General features: G+C 60.2%; 22 protein-coding genes. 1 reads left to right on the top strand and 21 read right to left on the bottom strand.

Annotation, left to right across the window (positions count from 1 at the left end; translation table 11 throughout):
* Positions 1-62: 62 nt before the first annotated feature.
* From BKX96_RS24270 to BKX96_RS24175, 20 genes are all read right to left on the bottom strand, one after another.
* The gene (locus tag BKX96_RS24270) at positions 63-1,067 is read right to left on the bottom strand and encodes a substrate-binding domain-containing protein (RefSeq protein WP_077185647.1); all 1,005 of its coding nucleotides are present in this window, start codon (positions 1,065-1,067) and stop codon (positions 63-65) included.
* A gap of 99 nt (positions 1,068-1,166) precedes the next feature.
* Complete coding sequence (locus tag BKX96_RS24265; RefSeq protein WP_077185646.1) at positions 1,167-1,985, bottom strand: SDR family oxidoreductase; 819 nt, start codon at positions 1,983-1,985, stop codon at positions 1,167-1,169.
* A gap of 273 nt (positions 1,986-2,258) precedes the next feature.
* A complete protein-coding gene (locus tag BKX96_RS24260; RefSeq protein WP_046815953.1) occupies positions 2,259-3,134 on the bottom strand; it encodes an SMP-30/gluconolactonase/LRE family protein in 876 nt (291 codons plus the stop codon).
* Positions 3,135-3,178: 44 nt separating this feature from the next.
* Entirely contained in the window at positions 3,179-3,895 is a 717-nt protein-coding gene (locus tag BKX96_RS24255; protein ID WP_046815952.1) for a FadR/GntR family transcriptional regulator, read from the bottom strand.
* Between the two features lie 172 nt (positions 3,896-4,067).
* Positions 4,068-4,628, bottom strand: coding sequence for a DUF1285 domain-containing protein (locus tag BKX96_RS24250; RefSeq protein ID WP_077185645.1), 561 nt, complete (start codon positions 4,626-4,628; stop codon positions 4,068-4,070).
* 16 nt (positions 4,629-4,644) lie between these two features.
* Positions 4,645-5,253 (bottom strand): DUF4823 domain-containing protein, encoded by a 609-nt coding sequence (locus BKX96_RS24245; RefSeq protein WP_046815950.1) that lies wholly within the window; start codon positions 5,251-5,253, stop codon positions 4,645-4,647.
* A 66-nt stretch (positions 5,254-5,319) separates the two neighbouring features.
* Positions 5,320-6,288: a GTP 3',8-cyclase MoaA gene (locus tag BKX96_RS24240; protein ID WP_046815949.1), complete on the bottom strand. Its 969-nt coding sequence runs from the start codon at positions 6,286-6,288 to the stop codon at positions 5,320-5,322.
* A gap of 136 nt (positions 6,289-6,424) precedes the next feature.
* A complete protein-coding gene (locus tag BKX96_RS24235; RefSeq protein ID WP_007945721.1) occupies positions 6,425-7,063 on the bottom strand; it encodes a TetR/AcrR family transcriptional regulator in 639 nt (212 codons plus the stop codon).
* 341 nt (positions 7,064-7,404) lie between these two features.
* Complete coding sequence (locus BKX96_RS24230; protein ID WP_046815947.1) at positions 7,405-8,190, bottom strand: TatD family hydrolase; 786 nt, start codon at positions 8,188-8,190, stop codon at positions 7,405-7,407.
* A gap of 72 nt (positions 8,191-8,262) precedes the next feature.
* Entirely contained in the window at positions 8,263-9,249 is a 987-nt protein-coding gene (locus BKX96_RS24225; RefSeq protein ID WP_046815946.1) for a DNA polymerase III subunit delta', read from the bottom strand.
* Positions 9,242-9,874, bottom strand: coding sequence for a dTMP kinase (gene tmk, locus BKX96_RS24220; protein ID WP_046815945.1), 633 nt, complete (start codon positions 9,872-9,874; stop codon positions 9,242-9,244). The genes BKX96_RS24225 and tmk overlap by 8 nt, the downstream gene beginning before the upstream one ends.
* A 19-nt stretch (positions 9,875-9,893) precedes the next feature.
* Complete coding sequence (gene mltG / locus BKX96_RS24215) at positions 9,894-11,153, bottom strand: endolytic transglycosylase MltG (protein ID WP_046815944.1); 1,260 nt, start codon at positions 11,151-11,153, stop codon at positions 9,894-9,896.
* 3 nt (positions 11,154-11,156) lie between these two features.
* Positions 11,157-11,972 carry an aminodeoxychorismate lyase gene (pabC, locus tag BKX96_RS24210; protein WP_077185644.1) on the bottom strand — a complete coding sequence of 272 codons (816 nt, stop codon included), beginning with the start codon at positions 11,970-11,972 and terminating at the stop codon, positions 11,157-11,159.
* Positions 11,972-13,216 (bottom strand): beta-ketoacyl-ACP synthase II, encoded by a 1,245-nt coding sequence (gene fabF / locus BKX96_RS24205; RefSeq protein ID WP_077185643.1) that lies wholly within the window; start codon positions 13,214-13,216, stop codon positions 11,972-11,974. The genes pabC and fabF overlap by 1 nt, the downstream gene beginning before the upstream one ends.
* Positions 13,217-13,325: 109 nt before the next feature.
* Positions 13,326-13,562, bottom strand: a complete 237-nt coding sequence (gene acpP / locus BKX96_RS24200; protein WP_003175607.1) for an acyl carrier protein — start codon at positions 13,560-13,562, stop codon at positions 13,326-13,328.
* A gap of 191 nt (positions 13,563-13,753) precedes the next feature.
* A complete protein-coding gene (gene fabG / locus BKX96_RS24195) occupies positions 13,754-14,497 on the bottom strand; it encodes a 3-oxoacyl-ACP reductase FabG (protein ID WP_046815941.1) in 744 nt (247 codons plus the stop codon).
* A 16-nt stretch (positions 14,498-14,513) separates the two neighbouring features.
* On the bottom strand, positions 14,514-15,452 hold the full coding sequence (fabD, locus tag BKX96_RS24190) for an ACP S-malonyltransferase (RefSeq protein WP_033043587.1): 939 nt from the start codon (positions 15,450-15,452) through the stop codon (positions 14,514-14,516).
* Positions 15,453-15,577: 125 nt separating this feature from the next.
* On the bottom strand, positions 15,578-16,588 hold the full coding sequence (plsX, locus tag BKX96_RS24185; protein WP_077185642.1) for a phosphate acyltransferase PlsX: 1,011 nt from the start codon (positions 16,586-16,588) through the stop codon (positions 15,578-15,580).
* A gap of 4 nt (positions 16,589-16,592) precedes the next feature.
* A complete protein-coding gene (rpmF, locus tag BKX96_RS24180; protein ID WP_003179396.1) occupies positions 16,593-16,775 on the bottom strand; it encodes a 50S ribosomal protein L32 in 183 nt (60 codons plus the stop codon).
* 13 nt (positions 16,776-16,788) lie between these two features.
* On the bottom strand, positions 16,789-17,316 hold the full coding sequence (locus BKX96_RS24175; RefSeq protein WP_008066540.1) for a YceD family protein: 528 nt from the start codon (positions 17,314-17,316) through the stop codon (positions 16,789-16,791).
* A 105-nt stretch (positions 17,317-17,421) separates the two neighbouring features.
* On the opposite strand from BKX96_RS24175, the gene BKX96_RS24170 reads away from it, so the two are divergent.
* On the top strand, positions 17,422-18,000 hold the full coding sequence (locus BKX96_RS24170) for a Maf family protein (protein WP_077185641.1): 579 nt from the start codon (positions 17,422-17,424) through the stop codon (positions 17,998-18,000).
* A 105-nt stretch (positions 18,001-18,105) separates the two neighbouring features.
* Here the strand turns inward: BKX96_RS24170 and BKX96_RS24165 are convergent, their stop codons facing one another.
* Positions 18,106-19,095: a S49 family peptidase gene (locus tag BKX96_RS24165; RefSeq protein WP_046815938.1), complete on the bottom strand. Its 990-nt coding sequence runs from the start codon at positions 19,093-19,095 to the stop codon at positions 18,106-18,108.
* Positions 19,096-19,098 lie beyond the last annotated feature (3 nt).

Here is a 19,098-nt window from a genome sequence, read left to right as displayed (position 1 = left end):
CCACCTCATCACACAGATCAGGCAGCCCCGTTGCCGGGGCCGCCAATGAAATCAACCGGCCCTCAGTTCCACAGGCCGATCTTTTCCAGTTCCTGCTTGAAGTTGTCGCGCGTGATCAGCGTCACGTCGTCCATGGCGGTGTACTTCGGCGGTTCTTTGCCGCTGGTGACCCACTCGTACATCATGCTGGCGGTGTTGTAGCCCTCGATATGCGGGCTGGGCAGCATCGAACCGTAGAAGCCGCTGTCGGGTTTCTTCAGCTCGCCAATGGCGTCGGTGCCGTTGATGCCGATGCCGATCACGTTCGCCGCAGCAAAACCGGCGGCTTCGGTAGCGCGCACGCCGCCGAGCACGGTGTTGTCGTTCATGCCACCGATGATCAGGTTCTTCGCCGCGCTCGGCAGCTTCACCAGCGCCGAGTTGGTGGCGTCCATGCTGCCCGGTACGTCGAGGGTCTTCAGCGCCGAGAAGAGGATGTGGTCCTTGGGCATGCCGGCATCCTGCAAGGCCTTGACCGAGCCGTCGGTGCGCTTTTTGCCCGTGTCGAGTTCGTTGTAGGTGTTGATCACGGCATAGGTGTCTTTCCAGTCCCAACCGCGTTTTTTCGCTTCGCTGGCCATGGCGCTGCCCTGCTTCTGGCCGACTTCGAACGCGGCCATGCCCAGGTACGGCACGTCTTCCATGAACTTGCCGCTGGCATCGACGAAGCGGTCATCCACGGCGATCACTTTCAAACCGTTGAGCTTGGCCTTGGCCATGATCGCCGGGCCCAGGGACACGTCCGGCGGGCAAATCACGAAACCCTTGGCGCCGTTGGCCGCCAGACTGTCGATGGCCGACAGGGTTTTCTCACCATCAGGCACGGCAATCTTGATCAGGGTGAAGCCCTTATCCTTGCCGGCCTTTTCGGCGAAGGCCCATTCAGTCTGGAACCAGGGTTCTTCCGCTTGCTTGACCAAAAAACCGATTTTCACTTCCTCGGCCGCCAGCAGCGTGCTGCTCAAGCTGACAGCGCTGACCGCCAGGGCGGCACAGCACAGGGTACGGATGGCATGACGACGATTCATAAGCTGACTCCTTGTTGTTTTTGTTGAGCGTATTGCCAATAGTCATATCGTATGATGATTGGATTCCAGACGTGGCTTGCCGCCTCAAACCCGGACAGCTTAGTCGTGGTACATCACGGAGCGTCCGCCATCGATGGTGATGCACGATGCGTTGATGAACGGCGCCTCATCACTGGCCAGGAACACCGCCGTCATGGCCACTTCGATCGGCTGGCCGATGCGACGTGGCGGATGCAGGTCAAAGGCGCGCTGACGTTCGGCGCGAGGGTCGGCGAAACCGTTCCAGTAGTCGACGTTCAGTTGGGTTTCGATGTAGCCCGGCGCGATGGCGTTGACGCGAATGCCCTTGGGGGCGTATTCGATGCCCAGGGCGCGGGTCAGGCCGAGCAAGCCGTGCTTGGCCACCGGATAAGGGAAGCAGCCCGGAATGATGTGGGTGGAATGGGTCGAGGCAATGTTGATGATGCTGCCGATGCCCTGCTCGATCATCTGCGGCAACACGGCCTTGCAACCGTACCAGGCGCCATCCAGGTCGATGGCGAAGCAGCGACGCCAGTCTTCCTCGGTCATTTCCAGAGGATCGCGGAACACGTTGACCCCGGCGCAATTGACCAGCACGTCGATCCGCCCGTGCAACTCAACCGCCAGCCTGGCCATCGCCTGCAGGTCTTGCTGCTGCGAAACGTCAGCCTTGATCGCCACCACGTCGGCCCCTTTGCCCCGCCACTGCGCTGCGACGTTTTCGACTTTTTCGCCCTGGATATCGCTGATGACCAGCTTGGCTTGCTGGGACGCGAAAGTCGCGACGATCGCCTCGCCGATGCCTTGGGCGGCGCCGGTCAACAGCACGACCTTGTTTTTCAGACGTTCTCCCTTGGGGGGTTCGGGCACCGGGGGCAGCGAAAGAGGTTCAGCCATGGATCAGGACTCCTGTTCGAAAGCACGACGAAAACCGGGCATCGGTAGATGGCCGGTCAAAAGGCGTTGAGGAAGAAACAGGCAGGCGCGAAAACGCTTCAGCACCAAGGTGCCCTGAAACGCAGACCCCACAAGGGAGTACGGGGGAACATCGCTGCATCACTTCACCTGTTTTGTTTTTTTAAGTGTGAGTGCGTGTAACTGACGGAGCCGACTATAAACCCGGCCCGATGATAATCTCAATATATATATTTGCATCCCATATTTAGGGATTTATCCTGCAAATCGGCTACAGACCTTTCCTGCAACATCGACACGGATCGCCAGCACCGCCCCATCCAGCGGGTGCCCAAGCGGACTCGCGGCGCTGGTGATGTACAGGGTCTTCAGGTCGGCGTCGCCAAACACGCAACTGGTCGGACGGCTGACGGGCAGCTCGATGACCCGATCGACCTGGCCATCCGGTGTCAGCCTGAGCAGACAACTGCCGTCCCATCGGGCATTCCAGATAAAACCTTCGGCATCCATCGCCGAGCCGTCCGGGCCGCCGCGTGTATGGGGCCCGAACCAAGCCTGCGCCGGTTCGAGGTGGCCGTCGGTACGAATGAAGTGCCGGTACAACGTGCCTTTGAGGCTGTCGCCGAAATATACGGTGGTGGCGTCATCACTCCACAACAGCGTGTTGGGAATGCCCAGGCCACGCAGCAGCGGCGTCACTCGCGCATCGCGGTCAACACGGAACAGGCCACCGGAACAGCGTTCGACAGGCAGGTCTTCGCCCTGCTCGCCAATGTTGTTTTGCATGGTGCCCAGCCACAGCCTGCCCAAGGCATCGCAGCGGGCCTCGTTGGCGCGGTTGCCGGGTTGCGGGTCGGCGACGCAGAACAACCTCAGTCGAGGCTTCAACCCCGGGGAGTCCAGGTCCAGCCGATAGACGCCGCTGCTCAAGGTCACCAGCGCATCGCCGCTTTCGCAGGGAATGAAGGCGGACACATGCTCCGGCATCTGCCAGATCTGCACGTTGGCACCGATCAACCGCAGCACCTGCTTGCCAGAGATGTCCACCCAATACAGCGCCTGGGTCGGCGCATCCCAGAACGGACCTTCGCCGAGCTGGGCCCGGTGTTCGGTAACGGCAGTCCACTCCATGAAACCTCCTGCATTGTTATTGTTTTTATGCGGGTTCTTCGATGTCAGCTGGCCCTTTTATCGGCCATCACTTGCGGGTAGTAGCGCTTGATCGCCAGGTCCGCGTTGTCGATCAGAGTCATGCAGGCCCAGACACCCCGCGCGGTATCCCGGGCGGCGATGGCATCGGCCATGTCCTTGTGAATCGGCAAGGTGCGGCGCAGTTCGTCCGGGTCGGCGGCGGACACTTCGAAACACACCGCCAGCAGCGCCCCCAGGGCCGGGACCATTTGCTCGATGAATTGATTGTGGCTGGCCGCGAGAATGCATTCGTGGAAGAGCTGGTCGGCTCGGTTGTAATCGACGCCGCTGTCCACCGCCCGCTCCAGCGCGTTATAGGCCAACAGGATGGCGTCGAGTTGTCCGGCGGTTGCGCGTTCGCAGGCCCAGCGCACGGCCATCGGCTCGATGGTGCGACGCAGGTCGAGCAAGTCATCGACGAAGTTCTCCGGCAACCCGCTGCGGGACAGCCAGCCGACGACTTGCGGATCGAAGAGGTTCCAGCGCCGTACCGGCAACACCCGCGTGCCGACTTTCGGCCCGACTTCGAGCATGCCCTTGGCGACCAGGGTCTTGATGGCTTCGCGAATGACCGTGCGGCTGACACCCAGTTGTTCGCCAAGGTCAGCTTCGACTCTCAGCGAATCACCCGGCCTGACCTGCCCGGCAGCGATCCAGCAGCCCAGCCAATCGACCGTCGATGCATGAAAACTGCTGGACATGGACACCTCAAAGCCTTTCGCGATGGATGCCCACGCTAATCATCATATGATTGAGTGTCAAATTGATTTTTATGAGCGTATGAAAATACCGGTGGGAGCGAGCCTGCTCCCAATAAAAAGGTCGACTGAACCGGCGCCTTCGCGAGCAGGCTCGCTCCCACAGGGGGATGTGTCAGGGTTCAAGACCAATGCGGAAAAACTCACCGCCACTCCACACTCCCAACCAGCGTTGACCTTCGATCTCACGACTCACCGCCAGCTCAACCAGCTGATAAAACACATTGCGATGGATCAGCGCTTCGAGGTTGGTGCGCACATGCACGTAGGGGGACGGTTCTTGTGTATCGGGATCGATGACCACGCGAATCGGATGCTCGGTGCCGGCTTCTGCAGTCTCATCGACGTTGGTGGTAAAGCGCAGAACCTGCGCCTCACCCTCGCCCTCCGCTTCCACGGCAATCGCCACAAAGGGCGCGTCATCGACCTTGATGCCGACCTTCTCGACGGGAGTGATCAGGAAGTAATCATCGCCGTCGCGGCGAATGATGGTGGAGAACAGCTTGACCATCGGCTTGCGTCCGATCGGCGTACCCAGGTAGTACCAGGTGCCGTCGCGGGCGATGCGCATGTCGATGTCGCCGCAGAAGTCGGGATTCCACAGGTGGACCGGGGGCAAGCCTTGGGTCTTGGGGATTTGCCCCAGCAGGTCGTTGGCTTTTTGCGGGCCACTCATGGCGTTCTCCTTGATATTACTGGTCGCTGAGCCCCAGCAGGCTGCGCGCGTACTGTTGCAGCGGCGGGCCCATCAGGTCTTCGGGTTTTTCGTCGTGGAAGGTCAGGAGACCACCACGACTGTTGATACGTGCAGTATCAATCAAATACTGGGTGCTGGTCTCGATCAACATGATCTGAATCACGCCGGTGTCGATACCAAGGCGATCCAAGGCTTCCTGATCCAGCCACTCATCCGAGTTGCCGATGCGGTCGTCGGACTTGGCGAAACGGGTATAGAGCAGGTAATGAGCCCCCACGGCACGGGCTTCGCCCATGGCCTGGTCAAGACCTTGCGGTGTGCGGGCGCGGCGGACCATCGGGAAGTATTCGACGAAACCATCGAAGGCGACTTCGGCGATTACGTTGGGACGCGGGTAGACGGCACTGCCAGGCGGCATGAAGGCGCCCTGGGCAATGTAGACGAAGGAGTCCGGCTGAATGCGCAGGTTGTTTACCCGGCGACTGTCGCTGTGGTCCAGCAGGCCGGCGTCGCTCATGTGGTAGCGAGTCCCTTCGGCCATGTCGCTGACATTCATGCAGCCACCGAGCGCCAAAATGGCCAGCAGCAAAACCAGGCTACGCATCCTATCCTCCAGAGGCCGGTGACGGAAAACCGGCGAATGGCCGTGGGATGCAGCTTTTGCGCCAGCTCAGCCGCCAATAATCTTCATGACCGTGGCACCACCGGAAAACGCCACTTCCTGCTTATCGCCCAACGCCTTGACCAGCAACCGCTGCAAGGCCGGCAATGCTTGATGGCGCGGCTTGTCCAGAAGATCGCCGACATAGTGGCGATTGCTCGACGACAGGCAGCCATGCAGCCAGCCAGTAGACGACAGGCGCAACCGTGAGCAGGTGCGGCAGAACGGAACGCTTTCGTTGGCGATCACGCCGAAGTGGCCCTGCCCCGGAATCTCGTAGCGCACGGCGGTGGCATCGACGGGCGCATCGGCCTGCAGATACTCATAGCGTTCGCCGATCAGGCTCAGCAGCTGTTGCAGGCTGACGAACTGCTGCAGGAACGCATTGGCGTCGCTCGCCAGATGGCCCATGCGCATCAATTCAATGAAGCGCAGCTCATAGCCGCGCTCCAGGCAGTAGTCGAGCAGTGGCATCACCTGGTCGAGGTTCTGGCCGCGCAGCGGCACCATGTTGACCTTGACCTTCATGCCCGCCGCGCGGGCCTGGTCCATGCCGCCGAGCACTGTCGCCAGGTCGCCGCCACGGGCAATGCCGCGAAACGCAGAAGCGTCCAGGGTATCGAGGGAAACGTTGATGCGCCGAATGCCGGCGTCGACCAGGATCGGCAGCTTCTTCGCCAACAGCTGCCCGTTGGTGGTCAGGCTGATGTCCTGCAGTCCCATCTGGCCGACGGCGGCCATGAAGGCTTCGAGTTTCGGGCTGACCAGCGGTTCGCCACCCGTGATGCGCAAGCGCTCGATGCCCGCCGCCTCGATGAGGTAGGCCACCCCGCGCGCCATGGCTTCGGCCGACAATTCATCCTGCGCAGCCACCAGCCGCTTGCCGTTGGGCACGCAGTAGGTACAAGCGTAATTGCAGGCTGAGGTCAGGCTGACTCGCAAATTGCGAAAACGCCTGCCTTGACGGTCAACGATCATGATGACTCCGGCGAAGAATATACGGGCTGGTAAAACTTGACTCACAAATCAAGTTTTAGCAAGCCCTATGCCTGAGTATATTCCTGCGGTACTGCTCCATGTAGCGAAATCATGGGCAATAAGGCAGCTGAATGGCTCAGCTGCTCGGGGTGTCGCTGTCGCGTTTGCGCTTGTTGCCCATGCGCACGCCGATGTCCATCAGGAACTGGAAGAAGCCTTCCTGGTCTTCCAGCACATTGCTCCAGAACGGCGAGTGGTACAGCGCCACGGCACCATGCACCAGCGCCCAGGATGCGCAGTAATGGAAGTAAGGCGGCACGTCTTCAAGCTTGCCTTCGCTGATCCGGCCCTTGATGAGCAAGGTCAGGCGTTCGAAGTTCGAAGCGCGGATCTTGTGCAGCTCCTCGACCATCTCCGGCACCTGGTTGCCCTTGACGACCTTTTCTTCCAGGCGGTCAAACAACCGGTAACGCTGTGGGTCGCGCATGCGGAACTCGAAATAGGCGCGGGACAGGGCTTCCTTGTCCTTGTCGACATCGGCTGAATGCAACAGCTCGTTCAAATCGCGCTCATAGTCGAGCATCAGGCGCAGATAGATCTCGGCCTTGGACTTGAAGTGCTTGTAGATCGTGCCTTTGCCGATACCGACAGCATCAGCGATCATCTCGACGGTGACACTGTCTTCACCCTGGTCGAGGAACAGCTTGAGCGCGGTATCGAGAATTTCTTGCTCGCGGCGACGAAACTCACGGACCTTACGAGGTTCTTTATGCATAGGAAAGGTCTGTAGGGGTCAAAATTCGAAGCCGCGTATTATGCCTAAATTACGCCAAAATGCACGGATCATCCGACCATATCTGTGTTTCTTGATGATTTCGCGCAAGATCGACCTTTGATGAGAACTCTTCTGAAGCGTCCGTATTCCAAATTTGTTTAAAAACCGCGGCCTACAAACTGGACGGTGCGAAATACTGATCAATACTTGAACTGTCGGCGGGGCATCTCCCCCAAGTGTCACGCCGATATTGGTACCAACGGACCGCGTGCCATTGTTTTACTCCTAATGGTCTTAACCCGGATTCACCCCCCAGAACCCGGGTTTTTTTTGCCTGCGATTTAACCTTTCACATGCGCCAACGGGAACAATCGCTTGAAGTTCTCGGTGGTCTGCTCGGCAAATCGCTCGTAAGCCTCACCCCGCAACATTGCCAGAAATTCCGCTACTTCACGAACGTACTGCGGCAGGTTCGGCTTGCCGCGATACGGGATCGGCGCCAGGTACGGTGAGTCGGTTTCCACCAGCAAACGGTCGGCTGGCACCTTGCTCGCCACGTCGCGCAATGCGTCGGCATTGCGGAATGTGACAATCCCGGACAGGGAAATGTAGTAACCCATGTCCAGCGCGGCTTTCGCCATGTCCCAGTCTTCGGTGAAACAGTGCAGTACGCCCGCCTGGGGCAGCGCCGCTTCACGCAGCAGGTTCAAGGTATCGGCGCGGGCACCGCGGGTATGGATGATCACCGGCTTGCCGGTCTGCTGGGCCGCTTGCAGGTGCAACCTGAAGGATTGCTGCTGCAACGCTGCCGCTTCCGGTTCGTAGTGATAATCCAGGCCGGTTTCACCGATCGCCACCACGCGCGGATGGTTGAGCTCGTGCAACAGCCAATCCAGCGCAGGCGCCGCACCCGGCTGCACGTCCAGCGGATGCACGCCGACCGAGCAATCGACATCGTCGTAGCGCTCGGCCAGGGCTTTGACATCGGCCGCGTTGTCGGCGCTGACACCGATACACAGAAAGTGCCCTACCCCACGCTGGCGGGCCGCCTCCAGGGCGGCATCCAGCGAGCCGTCATGGGCGGCGAGGTCGAGGCGATCAAGGTGACAATGGGAATCTACGAGCATAAATGGGCTGCAACTACATCGTATGAGTGGGACAGTCGGATTGCCTGTGACTTGGAGTTTAGGCGCAGAGGGTTATCTCTGGGTAGGCAAAGTCGCCCATTGCACCAGCAGCGCTTCCAGCAAAAGCACCCGGTTGAGGTTGGCTTTGCTCAACACTTTCTGGCGTTGGGCAAGGATCCAGTCCTGGATGTTCAGGACCTTATCCTGAGTGGTTTTTTGCGCCAGGTACTGAATCACCTTGCGCATGTCCATCAGCCCCAGGCCTTCTTCATCCTGGGTCAGCTGATAGCGCAGGATCAGGCTCGACCAATCACAGAACCAGTCGAACAGCAGCAACAACGGAATCGCATTCCAGCCCTCAGCCAGCTGTGTCGGCGATTGTTGCTGCTTGAGCAATTTCTTCACCCCATCGACCACTTGCGCGCGCTGCTCACGCACGCCCTGGGCCTGCAGGTTGACGGCGGCCAGCGGCGAACCGGCGGCCAGGGTCAGCAATTCGATGCGTTCTTCCTGCGAACACTCCGGCAAGGCCTTGGCCAGCCAGTCCAGGCTCATGGCCTCGCCCGGCAGCGGGCAGGCTTGTTGCACGCAGCGGCTCTTGATGGTCGGCAACAGACGGCTGGGCTGGTGGCTGACCAACAGCAACACGGTGTCGCCGGACGGCTCCTCGAGGCTTTTGAGCAAAGCGTTGGCGGCGTTGATGTTCATCGACTCGACCGGCTCGATCAGCACCACCTTGCGTCCACCCAACTGTGCGGTCTGCACCACGAAACTGACCAGGTCGCGCACCTGGTCGACCTTGATCGCCTTGTCGGCTTCCTCCGGCTCCAGGATGTAGTTGTCGGGATGACTGCCGGCCTTGAGCAACAGGCACGATTTGCATTCGCCACAAGCGCCCTGCGCGGTCGGACGCTGGCACAGCAGGCTGGCCATCAGGCGTTCGGCCAACGCCCGCTTGCCGATCCCGGCCGGGCCATGCAGCAGATAGGCATGGGCGTGTTGCGCACGACCGGCCAGCTGCTGCCAGAGACTGTCCTGCCACGGGTAGGCTTCAGCCACGGCTCAACTCCAACAGGCGTGGCAGCAAGGCATCCAGGGATTGCTGGACCTGCGCCAACGGCTGTGCGGCGTCGATCAGCACGTAACGCGCAGGCTGTTCTGCCGCGCGCTTTAGGAAAGCACCGCGCACGGCATCGAAAAAGGTCCGGCCTTCCAGCTCAAAGCGATCCAGGCGCCCGCGGGCACTGGCGCGCGCCAGGCCCACTTCCACCGGCAGGTCGAAGATCAGCGTCAGGTCGGGTCGCAGGTCGCCCTGGACAAAGTTTTCCAGCGCCGCGATACGTTCCAGGGACAGGCCGCGGCCTCCGCCCTGATAGGCATAGGTGGAATCGGTGAAACGATCACACAACACCACCGCACCACGGGCCAGCGCCGGACGAATGACTTCGGCCAGGTGCTGGGCACGCGCGGCGAACACCAGCAACAACTCGGTGTCCGGATTCATGACTTCATCGACCGGCGCCAACAGCACTTCGCGGATGCGTTCGGCCAGTGGCGTACCACCCGGTTCGCGGGTCAGCACCACCTCGATACCGGCAGCGCGCAGGCGCTCGGCCAGGTATTCGCGATTGGTGCTCTTGCCGGCACCTTCCGGGCCTTCCAGCGTAATAAACAAGCCAGTCACAGGCAGTCCTTAGTCAGATTCATTGCGTGCTTTGCGGTGCTGTAGCATTCGGTCCTGGTTGCGGATCCGGTGCAGCTTCAGGCGCTGGTTCTTGCTCTGGCACTGCAGGTGCCGTCTCGGGCGCCGGGTCGGGCGAAGCCGCCGGGACCGGGGGCTGGCCCTCGGGAGCATCGCTAGCCTCGGGTTGCGCCGTCTCGGTTTGCTGTGCCTGGGTATCCGGTGTTTCGGGCGTTTCTGGCGTGCTCACCGGTGCCGGACTGGAGCGGTAATCGGCACGACGCTTGAGCTGGAACTCTCGCACGGCGTTGTTGTGCGCGTCCAGGTCATCGGAGAACACATGGCTGCCATCGCCGCGCGCCACGAAGTAAAGGCTGGTGCCTTCCACAGGATTGAGTGCCGCGTGGATGGCTTCACGGCCGACCATGGCAATCGGGGTCGGCGGCAGGCCGGCAATCATGTAGGTGTTGTAGGGAGTCGCTTCCTTGAGGTGGGCGCGGGTCAGCTTGCCGTTGTAACGGTCACCCAGGCCATAGATCACCGTCGGGTCTGTTTGCAGCAACATGCCGATCGCCATGCGCCGCACAAACACGCCGGCTATCTGCCCACGTTCCTGCGGCACACCAGTTTCCTTCTCCACCAGCGAGGCCATGATCAGGGCTTGATAGGGCCCGGAATAAGGCAGGTCGGCTGCGCGCTGGTTCCACTCCTTGGCCAGCACTTCGTCGAGGCGGTCGTAAGCGGTTTTCAGCAGCTCGGTGTCGGTCATGCCCCGTACGAAGCGGTAAGTGTCGGGAAAGAATCGCCCTTCAGGAAAAATCCCGCCATGACCTATCTTGTCCATGACCTGACTGTCGCTCAAACCGTTCAGGGTTTGCTCAAGTTTTTCTTCCTTGGCCAGGGCCGCACGGACCTGGTGGAAATTCCAGCCTTCGACCAGGGTCAGGCTGTACTGCACCATTTCCCCGCGCTTCCACAGGTCGATCAGGCCTTCGACGGTCATGCCGGGCGTCATGCGGTACTCACCGCTGTGCAGCGGCTGTTTAGGCAAATTGAAACGCCAATAGACGCGCAGCCAGAAGGCGTCCTTGATGACGCCATCGGCTTCCATGCGCAGGAAAGTGCGGTTCGGGGTGGTGCCCTTGGGCACCTCAAGCAGTTCTTCCTGTGTGATATTCAGCGGTTGCACCAGTGCCGAATGAATTTTCCAGGCAGAAGCACCTAACGTCAGCCCCGCCAGAACCAGTCCGGTTTCCAGCAGCAGCAAGAGTTTACGTCTCACGTATCAAGCATCCAGTAGCGCGCGGGCAATGGTTTGGAGTTTACGGGTGAGCGGCCCAACCGGCCAGCTCAGTGCTGCATAGGCGCGCACCGGCCAAATGCCATACACGCTGTTGCAGACAAAGACTTCATCGGCCCACTGCAGCTGTTCGAGAGGGATATCGGTGATTTGCGTGGGAATACCCAACGACTCGGCTTGAAACAATAATTCGGCTCGCATCACCCCTGCCACGCCGCAACGCTTGAGATCGGCGGTGACCAGCACGCCATTGCGCACCAGGAACAGGTTGCTGAACACACCCTCGACCACCCGACCGGCCTGATCGAGCATCAAGCCTTCGGCGTGCTCGGTGTCTTGCCATTCGGCGCGGGCAATGACCTGCTCAAGGCGATTGAGGTGCTTGAGCCCTGCCAGCAGCGGCTGCCTGGAAAGTCGCGTGGTGCAAGGGAACAGACGCACGCCCTGCTCGCCATGGAGAGCAGGATAGGCAGCGGCAGGATTACCCTGCAGGATGCGCCGGGCGTGGGCCTTGGGATCAGGCGCATAACCGCGCAGGCCATCGCCACGGGTCACGATGAGCTTGAGCACGCCCTCGCCCAAAGCATTCGCGTAGGCCAGCAGCTCGTTGTGGATCTGCTCGGGGTCGACGTAGATTGCCAGGCGCGAGCAACCCTGTGCCAGACGCGACAAATGCCGGTCCAGCAACAGCGGTTGCCCATTGCGCACGGCGATGGTCTCGAACAGACCGTCGCCATAGGCCAGGCCGCGATCCTTCAGCGACAATGCGTCAGCCGGCTGACCGTCGACCCAGCTGTCCATCAGCCTGCAAACCGGCGGAACACCAGCGAGCCGTTGGTACCGCCAAAACCGAAGGAGTTGGACAGGACCACATCGATATCCATGTTGCGCGCTGTGTGCGGCACGAAGTCGAGATCGCAGCCTTCGTCCGGCTCATCGAGGTTGATGGTCGGTGGCGCCACCTGGCTGTTGATTGCCAACACGCTGAAGATGGCTTCGACCGCGCCCGCCGCACCCAGCAAGTGCCCGGTCATCGACTTGGTCGAACTGACGGCCATCTTGTAGGCGTGCTCGCCGAACACCGACTTGATCGCATTGACCTCGGCGAGGTCACCCGCCGGCGTCGAGGTGCCGTGGGCATTGATGTACTGCACTTGATCGCCATTGATTCTGGCGTCACGCAGCGCATTGGTAATGCAGCGAGCAGCACCGGCACCGTCGGCGGGTGGCGAAGTCATGTGGTAAGCGTCGCCACTGGTACCGAAACCGATCAGTTCGGCATAGATGGTCGCGCCACGGGCCTTGGCGTGTTCCAGTTCTTCAAGAACCAGTGCACCGGCGCCATTGGACAATACGAAGCCATCACGGCCCTTGTCCCATGGACGACTGGCGCGGGTCGGCTCGTCGTTGCGGGTCGACAGTGCGCGGGAGGCACCAAAACCGCCCATACCCAGGCCGCAGGCGGCCATTTCGGCGCCGCCGGCGATCATCACGTCGGCTTCGTCGTACATGATGTTGCGTGCAGCCATGCCGATGCAGTGCGTACCGGTAGTACACGCCGTGGCGATGGCGTAGTTAGGCCCCTGTGCCCCGAGGTGGATGGACAGGAAGCCGGAAATCATGTTGATGATGGAACCAGGCACGAAGAACGGAGAAATCCGTCGCGGGCCGGTCTCATGCAAGGTGCGACTGGTTTCTTCGATGTTGGTCAGTCCACCGATACCCGAACCCATGGCCACGCCAATGCGCTCGCGATTGGCGTCGGTCACTTCCAGGCCGGCATTGCGCACTGCCTGAAAACCTGCGGCCAGACCGTACTGAATGAACAGGTCGAGCTTGCGCGCTTCCTTGAGCGACAGGTATTCCTCGACATTGAAGCCCTTTACCGAGCCGCCAAAACGGGTGGAATAGGCAGAAAGGTCGGTGTGTTCGATCAGACCAATGCCACTGCGGCCAGCCAGAATGCCCTGCCAGCTGCTCGGCACATCCGTGCCCAGTGGCGACAACATACCCATACCGGTGACTACGACGCGTCTACGCGACACAGCACTCTCCTTTTTTCAAATGACGACTTTGCATCAGGCCTAAAGAAAAAACCGCACGCCATGATGGCAGTGCGGTTTTTCCATGACAGCGAGCAACGATTACAAACTATTACGCCTGGTGGCTGGTAACGTAGTCGATTGCAGCTTGTACAGTAGTGATCTTCTCAGCTTCTTCGTCAGGGATTTCGGTCTCGAATTCCTCTTCCAGAGCCATCACCAGCTCAACGGTGTCAAGGGAGTCAGCACCCAGGTCTTCAACGAAGGAAGCAGTGTTGACAACTTCTTCTTCTTTAACGCCCAGTTGCTCGGCAACGATTTTCTTGACGCGCTCTTCGATGGTGCTCATACCTTGTTTTCACTCCTAATGGACAAATTCAGGCAGCTGGCCAGTGGGTAAGTGTATAGAAAGACTTTTCAGCTTTTCAACTGAAAGCTTCACTCCTCAAACCCGGTGACCCGCTGCCTATAAATAGATTGCAGCTTTATAACGGATTTTAGACAGCTCGTATGACATTTTTTTGAAACGATCCGTCACATTTAACTCATGTACATCCCGCCGTTCACCGGGATTGTAGCCCCAGTAACGTAAGCCGCACCGTCCGACGCAAGAAAAGCGACCACAGACGCGATCTCTTGAGCTTGCCCCAGACGACCCAGCGGAATCTGCGTCTGCAAGGCTTCACGCTGTGCCTCGGGCAGTTCGCGGGTCATATCGGTATCGATGAACCCAGGGGTCACCGAGTTTACCGTAATCGAACGCGAACCGACTTCACGCGCCAGAGAGCGGCTGAAACCTTCCAGGCCGGCCTTGGCGGCAGCGTAGTTTACTTGGCCTGCGTTGCCCATGGCACCCACTACCGAGCCAATACTGATAATTCGTCCCCAACGAGCCTTGGTCATACCGCGCAAAACCCCCTTGGACAGGCGGAACAGACTGTTCAGGTTGGTATCGACCACGTCATGCCACTCGTCGTCTTTCATGCGCATCATCAGGTTATCGCGGGTGATGCCGGCATTGTTGACCAGGATCGCCGGTGCACCGAATTGCGCCTGGATGCTTGCCAGGACAGCCGCCACGGACTCGTCGCTGGTGACGTTGAGCTCAAGGCCAGTGCCCTGAATGCCGTTTTCCTTCAGGGTGGCGGCAATGCGCTCGGCACCCGAGGCGGAGGTCGCGGTGCCGACAACGATGGCGCCCTGACGACCCAGTTCCAGGGCGATGGCCTGGCCGATACCGCGGCTCGCGCCGGTGACCAGTGCAACTTTACCTTGCAGACTCATGCAAGCTTCTCCTGATTCAGGCCAGCGCTGCACGGGCGGCAGCGAAAGCGTCTGGGGTGTTGAGATTGGAAGTCGATACGCCTTCGGCGCAGCGCTTGTTCAGACCGGCCAGTACTTTGCCCGGGCCGCATTCGACCAGATTGGTCGCGCCTTTGGCGGCCAGGGTCTGCACGGATTCTACCCAGCGTACTGGCTTGTACAGTTGCTCGAGCAGATCACGCTTGAGCGTTTCCAGATCCGCCGGCACCTGGGCGCTGACGTTCTGTACAACCGGGATCTGCGGGGCCTGCCAATCGATCGCAGCGATCGATTCGGCGAAGCGCTCGGCCGCTGGGCGCATCAGTTCGCAGTGCGACGGCACGCTCACCGGCAACGGCATGGCGCGCTTGGCGCCACGGGCCTTGCAGCCTTCGATGGCACGCTCGACCGCAGCCTTGGCACCGGCGATGACCACTTGGCCCGGAGAGTTGAAGTTGACCGCACTGACGACTTCGCCCTGCGCGGCTTCGGCACAGGCTGCCAGTACGTCGGCGTCTTCCAGGCCGAGAATGGCAGCCATGCCGCCCTGCCCGGCTGGCACCGCTTCCTGCATCAGTTGGCCACGGCGCTCGACGAGCTTCACCGCGTCCGCCAGGCTCAAGCTGCCAGCCGCTACCAGAGCGCTGTATTCGCCCAGGCTATGACCGGCCACATAAGCCGGACGCGCGCCGCCCTCAGCCAGCCACAGACGCCACAGCGCGATCGAAGCGGTCAGAATTGCCGGCTGGGTTTTATCGGTCTGGTTGAGTTGCTCTTCCGGCCCTTGCTGGGTCAGTGCCCACAGGTCGTAACCGAGGGCATCGGAAGCTTCTTTGAATGTGTCGAGGACGACCGGGTGTTGCGCGCCCAACTCGGCCAGCATGCCGAGGGACTGCGAACCCTGTCCCGGAAAGACGAATGCGAGGGAAGCAGACATGTAACAAGCCCCTAATGATCTGGTCGTCGGAGAATTGGCGTCCCGCTCGGGGGACGCAAGAAACTGACAGTTGGATGGCCAATTGGCCCAAGCGGTCACATTTAAGCATTGTCCGACGAAAACGCCTAAAGCAACAAATCCTCCAGACGACCGTGGATGCGTTCCGGCAGGTTTTCCTGGATCTCGATCAGAGCACGGGAAATGGCACTTTGAAAGCCCTGGACCCCTGCAGAACCGTGACTCTTTACGACAATGCCCTGCAAACCGAGGAAGCTCGCACCGTTATGTCGTGCAGGTGCCAGGTCGGCCTGCAGACGCTTCATCAGTGGCAAGGCCAAGGCACCGACCATACGTGCCGGCAGGCTCTGCCTGAATAACGCCTCGATGCGCCCGGCAATCATGGTGGCCAGCCCCTCGCTGGACTTGAGCAGGATGTTGCCGACGAAACCATCGCAGACCACGACGTCCGCTTCGCCACGGTACAACCCGTCCCCTTCGACAAAACCGATGTAGTTGATGCCACGGGCACTCTGCAACAGGGTTGCAGCCAGCTTGACCTGCTGATTGCCCTTGATGTCCTCGGTGCCGATGTTCAGCAAGGCCACACGCGGACGCACGATGCCCAGGGTCTCCGCCGCGACGGAACCCATCACTGCAAACTGCAGCAAATGTTCGGCACTGCAATCGACGTTGGCGCCCAGGTCGAGTAACTGGCAATAACCTTTCTGCGTCGGGATCGCCGCTACCATGGCGGGCCGATCGATACCCGGCAGGGTCTTGAGCACAAATCGCGACAACGCCATCAGCGCTCCGGTATTACCGGCACTGACACAGGCCTGGACCTTGCCGTCGCGCAGCAACTCGAGGGCCACGCGCATCGAGGAATCGGGTTTGCCGCGCAGGGCCTGGGCGGGCTTCTCGTCCATGGCAATGACTTCGGACGCCGGAGTAATCGACAGGCGCGCGCGATCCACAGCCGATTGGCCAGCGATCAATTCTTCAAGGAGGGAGGGTTGACCGACGAGGGTCAGGTGCAGCGAGGGTGTGGCAGACAGGCAAGCAAGGCTGGCCTGGACAATGCTGCGGGGACCGAAGTCCCCGCCCATTGCGTCAATCGCGATGACTTGAGCGGACAAGTGATTACTCGTCAGCGCCCTTGTCGATCACTTTACGGCCACGGTATACGCCTTCTGGCGATACGTGGTGACGCAGGTGAACTTCACCAGTGGTTTTTTCTACAGACAGGGTGCTAGCCTCGAGAGCGTCGTGCGAACGGCGCATGTCACGGGCAGAGCGGGATTTTTTGTTCTGCTGAACAGCCATAATTGATTAACTCCTAAACGTTTGGGTCACGCTTTAACTGCGCCAATACACTGAACGGGTTGGACCGCGTTACCTCGTCCTCGCTCGGTTCGGGCTCATCTGCTCCCGCCGGCTGCTGGCATTCTTCCGGATGATGAGCAGGCACAATGGGCAAGGCGAGCAGAAGCTCCTCCTCGATCAGTGACTGCAGATCCAATGGATCTTCGCCCAGTTCCAGCACGTCATAACCTTTCGGCAACGACTGGGTATTCGCACCCTCCTTCACCACAGCGTAACTGCATTCGCTATGGATCGGCAGGGTGACCAGCTCAAGACAACGCTGGCAAACCATTTTGACTTCAGTGTCGATAAAACTGTGGATGACCACAGATTTACGTTCATCTCGTTCAAAAACGAATTTAGCCTGCACCGTACCGACATTGTCGGAAAGCGGGTCGCAGAGTCTCTTCAAATCGGCCAGCAGCATTTCACCTTGGAGGGTGGTGCCACGATCAGCCAATTTGCGCGGGTCAACGTGAGGTGGAATCGGGTCATTCAACATAGGCGCAGCATTATAGGGATGCACCCGCCCATGTCAAAGGAAATTCAGCCCTGTCCGTCACTTGGAAGCCCCGTTAGAATTCGAGCCAGTCATTTGGAGTTGCGCATGCTGCCTTTATTACTCGCTTCCAGCTCGGTCTATCGCCGGGATTTGCTGGCCCGCCTGCAACTGCCATTCAGCTGCAGCTCGCCGGATATCGACGAAAGTCATCGCCCCGACGAATCCGCCATTGAGCTGGTCAAACGCCTCGCCGAACAGAAAGCGCGCGCACTGGCCGACAGCCATACCGCTCATCTGATTATCGGCTCCGACCAGGTCGCGGTGCTAGGCGAGCGGATCATCGGCAAGCCCCATACCTTCGAAAAGGCCCGCGAGCAACTGCAAGCTTCCAGCGGCGCCAGCGTGACATTCCTGACCGGCCTGGCCCTGCTGAACAGCCAGACCGGCCATTGCCAGGTCGACTGCGTGCCGTTCACGGTGCACATGCGCACACTCGACGACGAACGCATCGAACGCTACCTGCGCGCCGAGCAACCCTACGATTGCGCTGGCAGCTTCAAGGCCGAGGGTTTGGGCGTTAGCCTGTTTCAAGGCACCGAAGGCCCTGACGCCACCAGCCTGGTCGGCCTGCCGTTGATTCGCCTGGTGGACATGCTGCTGGTCGAGGGCGTGCAGGTCCCTTGAAAGCAAGAGATCGCAGCCTGCGGCAACTCCTACACGCTCGACGTCCAATGACGCGAACCCTATAGGAGCTGCCGAAGGCTGCGATCTTTTGATCTTTAAATCGAATTAACGCAACGACGGACCGTTAAAGCCCATCCACATCGCCAAATGCTCAGCCACGCTGGCACCGAGCTTTTTCGAGAAGCGGTCGAACGGCGATTCCTGAACGGTGAAATCCACCAGTTCTTTCTCACCGATCACATCGCGCGCCACCGAGCTGGCATTACCCAGACCATCGATCAACCCCAGCGGCAGCGCCTGCTCACCCGACCAGACCAGCCCGGAGAACAGCTCCGGATGCTCCTTGTCTTTCAGGCGATCGCCACGACCCTGCTTGACGCTGTTGATGAACTGCTTGTGAGTGGTATCGAGCACGCCCTGCCAGAACGCCGTTTCTTCGGGCTTCTGCGGCTGGAAAGGATCGAGGAACGACTTGTGCTCACCCGAGGTGTAGGTACGACGTTCCACACCCAGCTTCTCCATGGTGCCGACAAAACCGTATCCGGCCGCCGTGACCCCGATGGAACCCACCAGGCTCGCCTTGTCGGCATAGATCTGGTCCGCGGCACTGGCAATGTAATACGCACCGGATGCGCCCAGGTCGGAAATCACTGCATAGAGCTTCGTGTCGGGATGCAGGCCACGCAGGCGGCGGATTTCATCATAGACGTAGCCCGACTGCACTGGACTGCCACCAGGGCTGTTGATGCGCAGAATGACACCCTTGACCTTTTCGTCTTCGAAGGCGGCCCGCAGGCTGCCCACGACATTGTCGGCGCTGGCCGGCTCCTTGTCGGCGATCACGCCGGTGATGTCGATCAGCGCGGTGTAGTTGCCACTGCGGGTGGCGACCTTCTCCATGTCCATCAGCGGCGTAAACAGCGCCAATGCGACAAACAGGTACACGAAGGTCAGCAGCTTGAAGAAAATTCCCCAGCGCCGGGAGCGACGCTGCTCCTGCACGCTGGCCAGCAGGGTCTTTTCCAGCAGCTTCCAGCTTTTTTCGTCACCGTTCTCTGCGCTCGCCTTGGCGGGCGCTTTCCATTCGTCGGCCATGCC

This window comes from Pseudomonas putida, from assembly GCF_001976065.1.
GTDB lineage: Bacteria > Pseudomonadota > Gammaproteobacteria > Pseudomonadales > Pseudomonadaceae > Aquipseudomonas > Aquipseudomonas serbica.
Note: the sequence above shows the minus strand (reverse complement) of the source record. Positions and strands in the feature narration are given on the sequence as shown.